Annotated in this window: 3 protein-coding genes; 1 reads left to right on the forward strand and 2 read right to left on the reverse strand. The window is 57.1% G+C overall.

Annotation, left to right across the window (positions count from 1 at the left end; translation table 11 throughout):
* Nucleotides 1–1134: 1134 nt before the first annotated feature.
* Nucleotides 1135–2559, reverse strand: a complete 1425-nt coding sequence (locus WB528_RS22520; RefSeq protein ID WP_423890818.1) for an HlyD family type I secretion periplasmic adaptor subunit — start codon at nucleotides 2557–2559, stop codon at nucleotides 1135–1137.
* Between the two features lie 296 nt (nucleotides 2560–2855).
* Between WB528_RS22520 and WB528_RS22525 the strand changes: the two genes are divergently transcribed.
* The gene (locus tag WB528_RS22525; RefSeq protein ID WP_423890820.1) at nucleotides 2856–5000 is read left to right on the forward strand and encodes a type I secretion system permease/ATPase; all 2145 of its coding nucleotides are present in this window, start codon (nucleotides 2856–2858) and stop codon (nucleotides 4998–5000) included.
* Nucleotides 5001–5081: 81 nt separating this feature from the next.
* Here WB528_RS22525 and WB528_RS22530 read toward each other — a convergent pair whose 3' ends face one another.
* Nucleotides 5082–5375 carry a hypothetical protein gene (locus WB528_RS22530; RefSeq protein WP_423890822.1) on the reverse strand — a complete coding sequence of 98 codons (294 nt, stop codon included), beginning with the start codon at nucleotides 5373–5375 and terminating at the stop codon, nucleotides 5082–5084.
* Nucleotides 5376–6455: the final 1080 nt, after the last annotated feature.

A 6455-nucleotide genomic window follows, 5' to 3' on the forward strand; every position in this document is an offset into this window, starting at 1 on the left:
GCCTACCGGTCCTATCTGGAAATTTATCCGCTTGGCCCTCACACCGCTGAAGCAAACCGCCTTCTGACACAGCTGGGAGCAGCGACCACGTCGACTTCAAAGTTCGTACGGATGGATTACGACGTACCGCCCCCATTGCCGGACGAACTGGAATATGTCCAGCGTCCAGCACTGTTTTTGGATGATCCAGCATTCGGATTCGAACCGCCGCCGCCGACTCCGGCTAATTTTCTGCAGCCGCCGCCAAAAGAAATTCTGAACCTGCAGTCGCCGGCTCCGTCCTCTGCCGGCCATGCACTTCCAGTCCTAAACCTGCCTTTACAGACTTCTCTCCGCATTACACCGGAAGTAAAGGCATTACCAAATCCATCCACTAACGTGCGCGAAGCTTGGGTTATAAGGCCGGCAATCGACGTGCCAGGCAGCCCAGCAAGGCGGGCTGAAACGTCGCCCTCGATTTCGATTTCCGGCGATGTTGGCGGTACGCATGATCTTGCGAATGAAGCGCGGTCCTCAAGTCGGATAGCTGACGAGGCACCACTAGGAAAAAACAAGGGCGCAATAAGTGAGAATCGGGAGACTGCTGGCGAAAGCACGTCGCGTTTTGCGGACGCTCCGCGGGCAGTACCGGCGAGGCCACAGTGGTTCAGTGACATTGTAGCGGCCACAACACGAGCCGGCCTCTCGCAAACCTCTATCGCGGATAGCAAAGTAGGGTCGTTGGGGGCTCCTTCAATGTTCACGCTGGCGTCAGCGGGCCTGACGTTTCAAACTTGGCACTACGCAAGCTATGTTCGAACCCCAGTGCAAACCGCTCCTCCGGCGGCAGCACTCGCGCGGCCGCGAGCCGGTTTGCCAGGGCAAGCCCCTTCTACGGCTAGTCCAGTACCGCAGACGACGGCCACTGTTCCATCGACGACACGATTGGCGCCGCACGTGCCTCGCGTTGGCGGCAGTTCCTCTAGGCTGAATACAGACGTAGCCCTGCCTCTGGCGACGGCGGTTGATCGGACGAAGCCGCGTAAGAAGCCTGCAGCCAAGCCGGTGCAATCGACGCCGGGAGCAAGCACTTCTAATGAGGTTTTGCAGGAGTCGACGACAAATCCTCAATGAATGACCGCGATCGTCCCGATTTCATCTCTCGCGCAGACTCTCTTGCTTATATCTGACCAGCGGCGAGAGCAGGTAGCTGATGATCCTCCGCGATCCTGTCTTGATTTCAGCGGTTACAGCCATTCCGGGTGAAAGGTTTACCTTCTTGTCCTCAACCTGCATTTGTGTGCGGTCGACTGAAATTCTTGCCGCATAGGTCAATTCTTGTCCGTTGAGGTCGCTGGTGGTGGTCGTCGAACCGGCCTGCTTTTCATTCGATTTGTCGTTAGGATTATCGCGAACGATGGCATCCGAAGAAATGTTCAGTACCCGACCATGCAGCAATCCATATCGAGTGAAGTCAAAAGTATCGACCTTGACTTCTACTTCGTCACCTGCGTGAACGAAACCAACATCGCGGTTACTTACCATCGCTTCGATTTCGAGCTTGCTGTCACTTGGCACGACGACCGCGAGGGATTGCGCCGGCGTCACGACTCCCCCGACGGTGTGGATGGACAACTGTTGGACCACCCCCGAGACTGGTGCGGTCAGTTGCTGAAGTTTGGTGCGCTGTTCTGCTTTTGACAGATCTGCTGCGAGGCCACCAGCCTTTCGCTCGGCCTCGGTCAGCTCCCCGAAAAGTGTCCGGCGGTACTCGGCGTTGGTCTGGCCCCGCGTCTCGATAATGGCCGCGACCGCCGCCTTCGCTTCCTTTAGGTGACTCTTCTGGACCAATCGCTCCTGCTGGCTTTCGGTCAGCTGCTGCAGGATTTCGTAGTATTGCAGCCGAGACGAGTATTCGCTCAACGCCTTGCGGATATTGACGCGCTCCTCAATGGTAGGGATGACTGCCTCGAGCTTGTCGACCGTCGCGGAAATGGTGCCAAGTTCGGCTTCCTTTTGAGCCCGCTGTCCATCCAGGGCCGCGATCTTTGCCCGGTGCTCGGAAACTTGGGCGACCAAAAATTGGCGCTGCATCGCAACGAGAGCCGGATCAGCTCCTTCCGGTGGATGGAAGGCAGCAAGCGGATCGTCGGTATCGGTTAGCGCGGCACGAAGGCGAGCAATGTCAAGCTGCGCCGATTGCAAGTCACTCCTGAGGTGATTGATCTCGCCTTCATTGATGGTGGAGTCGAGTTCGATCAACACGTCTCCTTCTTTTACGTTCTGGCCGTTCGCTACCAAAATGGCGCGCACGACGCCGGTCTCGAAGGGTTGAATCACCTTGCTGTAGCCGTTTGGAATAATTTTCCCGGGCGCGGTGGCGACGATATCTACGTGCCCGATACTGGCCCAGCCCAGGGCCAGCACAAATAGGCCTATAATGGTAACGCCGATTGCCCGACCGAGGGGGGAGGGCGGCGTTTCAACGATTTCCAGTGCAGCCGGCAGAAACTCAAGCTCCTCGCGGTCCCGCGGCTTGGGACCGGTTCGGAAAGGCAAAATCTTCTTCTCCGCGTTCATGAAATCCTACCTAAAACGTCAAGCTATCGCCCCTTTTTGAGGCGATGAGGTTAAACAACCGGAAGATCAGGGCTTTAGTTGGCCCAAACGAGCATATCCCCGAACCACTCTTGATTGTGTAGTCTTACGATTGTATCCAAGGGTAGGCAGTTGCGTGGGGCGACAAACGAAATCCAGTAGCTTGAAAGTTCCGCTTAAACTATGGCTAAGGGGTTTAGAAGTATAGAAAATATTGCTAGCAATTTAAAATCCACCGGGGCGTCGTTGTGGTGGATCAGGGGAAAGTCAAAGTCGGAATGACGGTACGTTCGGAAACACCCGGGCCGAATGATCCAGGTCTCACGGCCCTCGTCATGCTGCTGCGTTTTCACGGGGTGGGTGCAGATCCCGCGCAAGTTCGGCACCAGTCGGGGACCGATACGATCGGCACCGCCGAGATGGTCCGATGCGCCAGGGAATTTGGTCTCAAAGCACGCGAGGTGAAAACAAACTGGGAGCGCCTCGCGAAAACCCCACTGCCGGCCATTGCGGTGCTCAAGGACGGCGGGTTTCTCCTGCTAGGCAAGGTTGGCGACGATAAGGTCGTCGTGCAGTCGACGAAGACGCCGCGCCCGGAATTGATGACCAGGGGCGATCTTGAGGCCATCTGGGATGGCCGCCTAATTCTAATGACCCGGCGCGCCAATTTAGCTGAGCTTACGCGCCGTTTCGACGTCACCTGGTTTTTGGGCGCGATCCACAAATATCGGCACCAACTGGGCGAGGTGCTGGTCGCGTCGTTCTTCCTACAGCTGTTTGCTCTCGCTTCGCCATTATTTTTTCAGGTCGTCATCGACAAGGTCCTGGTCCATCGCAGCGTCGGTACGCTCGATGTGCTGGTGATCGGATTGCTCGGTATTGGGCTTTTTGAGACCATTCTTGGCATTCTGAGGACATACCTGTTCTCGCACGCAACCAACCGCATCGACGTCGAACTCGGCGCGCGGCTTTTCCAACACCTGCTGGCTTTGCCCACCGCCTATTTTCAGACCCGCCGGGTCGGCGATTCGGTCGCGCGCGTGCGTGAACTGGAAAGCATCAGGACGTTCTTGACCAGTTCGGCGTTGACGCTGGTTATCGACCTATTCTTCACCTTCGTCTTCCTCGGCGTGATGCTTGTTTACTCGCCGTTGTTGACCTTCGTCGTCCTTGCTGGTTTTCCGTTTTACGTGGGGATTTCTGCCGGCGCGACTCCGCGGTTTCGCCAACTTCTCGATGAGAAGTTCAAGCGCGGTGCCGAAAACCAGGCATTTCTGGTGGAAAGCGTCACCGGCGTTGAGACGCTCAAGGCCATGGCGGTGGAACCGCAAATGCAGCGACGCTGGGAAGAGCAGCTTGCCGGCTATGTGGCTGCGAGCTTTCGTGTCCTGCGGCTCGGCAATACCGCCAGCAACAGCGTGCAATTCGTCAACAAGGCGGTCATGGCGGGGATCCTGTATTTCGGAGCCCGCCTGGTCATTTCCGGCGAGCTGACGGTGGGTGAGCTTGTGGCCTTCAACATGCTGGCAGGCCGAGTAAGCCAGCCGGTGCTGCGGCTCGCCCAGATCTGGCAGGATTTTCATCAGGCAAGGCTTTCGGTGGAACGGCTTGGCGATATCCTCAATACGGCGCCGGAGCCCAGATTCAATCCGGCACGCGCCGCGCTACCCGCTATTCGCGGCGACGTTACCTTCGACCACGTCGTGTTTCGGTATCGCATCGACGGGCCGGAAATTCTGCACGACGTCAGCTTCAGCGTTTCGGCCGGGCAGGTCATCGGTATCGTCGGTCCTTCGGGTTCGGGCAAGAGCACGGTGGCCAAGCTCATTCAGCGACTTTACATCCCCGAACGCGGTCGCGTGCTGGTTGACGGGGTTGACTTGGCGATGGTCGACACGTCATGGCTGCGCCGCCAGGTTGGTGCGGTGCTACAGGAGAACGTGCTGTTCAACCAGTCAATCCGCGACAACATTGCGCTGCCCGATCCGGCGATGCCGATTGAGCGGGTGGTCGAAGCGGCGAAGCTAGCCGGCGCGCACGATTTCATATTGGAGCTCCCGGAAGGCTATGACACCGTCGTGGGTGAACGCGGCGCCAGCCTTTCAGGCGGCCAGCGTCAGCGTATTGCTATCGCCCGGGCACTGGTGACCAATCCTCGCATTTTGATCTTCGATGAGGCCACCAGCGCGCTCGACTACGAAAGTGAGCGTATCATTCAGGACAATATGCAGCGTATTGCTCAGGGGCGAACGGTGTTTGTCATCGCCCATCGTCTGTCGACCGTACGGCGCAGCGATCGCATCATTACCATCGACCGTGGCCGCCTGGTGGAGGACGGGACGCACGAAGAGCTGATCAGTAAGGGTGGACGCTACGCAACGCTACACCGCGTGCAGGCGGGCGACGCCCACGGGGTACGTTAGAGCTCGACAAGGCAGCTCCACCTCTCAGGTCTTTTTGTAGGTTGCGCGTAGGCTCTTTGACCTTCTGCAGCTAAACGGCCGTCAGCGTGCGGCATGATGGGGTCTTGAGGGCTCGGCCTCTGTAAGCGGCAACGATTGTGACGGCCTTTCAATCAGGAAATGCCGCATGATAATTCCGGCAAAATAGCCGCATTGCAGGCAAATCGCTGCTACGCCCGCCATCTTGACGATCCACCAAGCGGATTGTGGATGAGTCCACCCGGCTCCAACCGAAAGGACCATCACGACAGCCATGGCCGGTACAAGAACGAGCACCGTAAATCGCTGACCAAGCACGGCCCCAAACAGCAAACAGATCATCGAGATTGCCAGCATCGCGGAGCCCCTTCGCAGCTAAAGTCCTGCTTCACCTCTTAATTTTTCATGAAGCTGATAGCTGCTTCCCAGATTATTGCGGTGCAGTACAAAGGTGCCCACCTCTGCAGCCGCTTGTGTTATCCTGCCCGGCGCTTCCGGCAGAATTCGGGTCGCAGCTAGGCGAGTTTGTGAATCCGGTGGTTAATAATAAAGTGGAGTGGCTCGCACTCCACGGGCTGATTTGGATCGGGCTCTTTGGCTTTGAGCTGTCGGTGCCGACAATCGAACGGTCATCGGATGCGCCTGGAAAAGGGACCGGCGGCAGTACGAAGATCGAAAATGCGCTTCATGGGAGCGAGGCCGCGTCCAGCCCCTCCAACTTCAGATCATTCGATAATTGGTATTTGATCCCTGCTTAGTCATGGCGTTGATCAACAGTTTCCTGCCGCCTTCGACGCCCTCCATCATTCCATCAGTTGGGGGCGTCTTCCTTGTGAAGATTTTTCCAGCCGTCCGACATACTCACGCAGTCGAAGCAATTCCGCATACCTTGCGCGGAGCACTTCAATGCAGTTCTCGTTTGGCGGCGATAGCATGGTCTTCCTCTGGTCATCTTCTGAGTTCAGTTCAAGGTAGTCCGCTAAGTTCGCGGCGTCTGTGAACCAGGTAACACTTGGGGCGGGTAAGGTTGACCGGTTAGCTTAACCGAAGGACCTAATTGCGCGGGCAGAGGCCGAGCTCTATCTACCGGCGGAGCATTGAATTTTTCAGATCGTTCGAACACCGGAAAACCGACCTTTTGCCAGTACCGCTTCGGAATCGCGAGTTCTGCTGTGCCCCGGATCAAAGCCCATGAGCAACCGAACGATACAACCAAAACGGGATATGGCACATCAAGCCGGAACGGCATCTAACGAAACCGAAAAGGCATTCAACGACAATGCCCCGTCCAAACCGGGGACGGATAGACGATTCCGTAGCGGGCTATCATGGGCGTGGATTGCCTTGAGCGGGATGGCTACCTGTTTGTGGCTAGTTGGGGTCGGCTGGATAGCCGTCAAATTCTTTCGATGGCTCGTCTACTAGGATTTGTCCGGC

The sequence above is a fragment of the Bradyrhizobium sp. genome, from assembly GCF_049586575.1.
Taxonomy (GTDB): domain Bacteria; phylum Pseudomonadota; class Alphaproteobacteria; order Rhizobiales; family Xanthobacteraceae; genus Bradyrhizobium.